Genomic DNA, 1,237 nt, shown 5'->3' with positions numbered 1-1,237 from the left:
CATAGACCGCACTCATAGTTCCATTAATATAAAAATATGCACTGCATGCTACGATCACAGCACCTGTAATTTTAGTTATCACACTTTGCAGAAAATGATAGGGCACAAACAGCATTTCCATCTTTGTATTGATCTTTTCACATGCTTCATTTGCATCATTTAATCTTTTCGCCTGTTTCCCAAGCAAGTTATATGATTTAACTTCTGATATTCCCTGCAGATACTCCATGATCTGGTTTACAAGCTCCGTATCGCATACCACTTTTTGCTCTGAATCTTTTTTACCCGCATTCTGCATCACAGAATTGACCCCAAAGAAAATAAGTACTCCTGCTGCAGCTATCAGTCCGATTCTCCAGTCAAAAAGAAACAGCATAAGAATGATCATGGATGTTTCCAGAATTCCCTGCATGGTCAGCATAACCACTCTCGCAGCTACATCGCCAAGTGTTTCCATTGTATTCGTCGTAATAGAAGAAATTTCCCCGATGCTGTTGGCATTAAAATATCCCATCGGCAAATAACGCAGATGTTCTGCAATCTTGATTCTCATAAAAGCACTTGCATTATATCCTCCCTCTGTCTGAAGCACTGTAGAGTATCTCTTGCAGATTACGTCGACTACAATTGCAAGAACCATAATCGCAACGGAGCCTCCAATATATTTTCCTGTCGGTTTCCCACTCAGCAGACCAATCAGTATGTACATAATAGCCGGAATCTTCATTGCTGAGGCAAGAGCCTCTATGAGTCCGATCACTATCGACAGTTTAAATTTATTGCCATTTTCCCTGCCTGAAAAACGAAAGAATTTTGCCAGAATCCCAAACATATCATTCTCCCTCCTTCACCGTATCTTTTACAGAAATATGGGCATTCCACATTTCCTTATAAAGCGGGCATGACACCAGAAGTTCCTCATGTGTGCCATGTGCTGTTACATTTCCATCATTTACAACAAAAATCTGATCACTGTCCTTAATGGTAGATAGCCTGTGTGCAATTACGATCAGTGTTTTCCCTGCTACCAGTTTTGCGATAGAATTCTGCAGAATCGCCTCGTTTTCCGGATCCGTGTAAGCAGTTGCCTCATCAAGGATCACGATCGGAGCATCCTTCAGCATCGCTCTTGCAATGGAGATACGCTGTCTCTCGCCTCCTGACAGATGTCCTCCTGCACCCCCTACAACCGTATCAAATCCGTTCTCAAGCTGCATGATAAATTCATAGCATCCGC

The 1,237-nt window shown here is 42.1% G+C and carries 2 protein-coding genes; both read right to left on the bottom strand.

Annotation, left to right across the window (positions count from 1 at the left end; translation table 11 throughout):
* Window positions 1-832: ABC transporter transmembrane domain-containing protein (locus NE638_RS18515; RefSeq protein ID WP_173746867.1), on the bottom strand; the 832-nt coding region annotated here is incomplete at its 3' end.
* Window position 833: 1 nt separating this feature from the next.
* Window positions 834-1,237, bottom strand: a 404-nt coding sequence (locus NE638_RS18510) for an ATP-binding cassette domain-containing protein (protein WP_173746865.1), incomplete at its 5' end; no start/stop codon positions are given.

Source organism: Blautia sp. MSK.18.38 (assembly GCF_024460535.1).
Classification (GTDB): domain Bacteria; phylum Bacillota; class Clostridia; order Lachnospirales; family Lachnospiraceae; genus Blautia_A; species Blautia_A fusiformis.
This window is presented reverse-complemented; position numbering and strand designations above follow the sequence as displayed.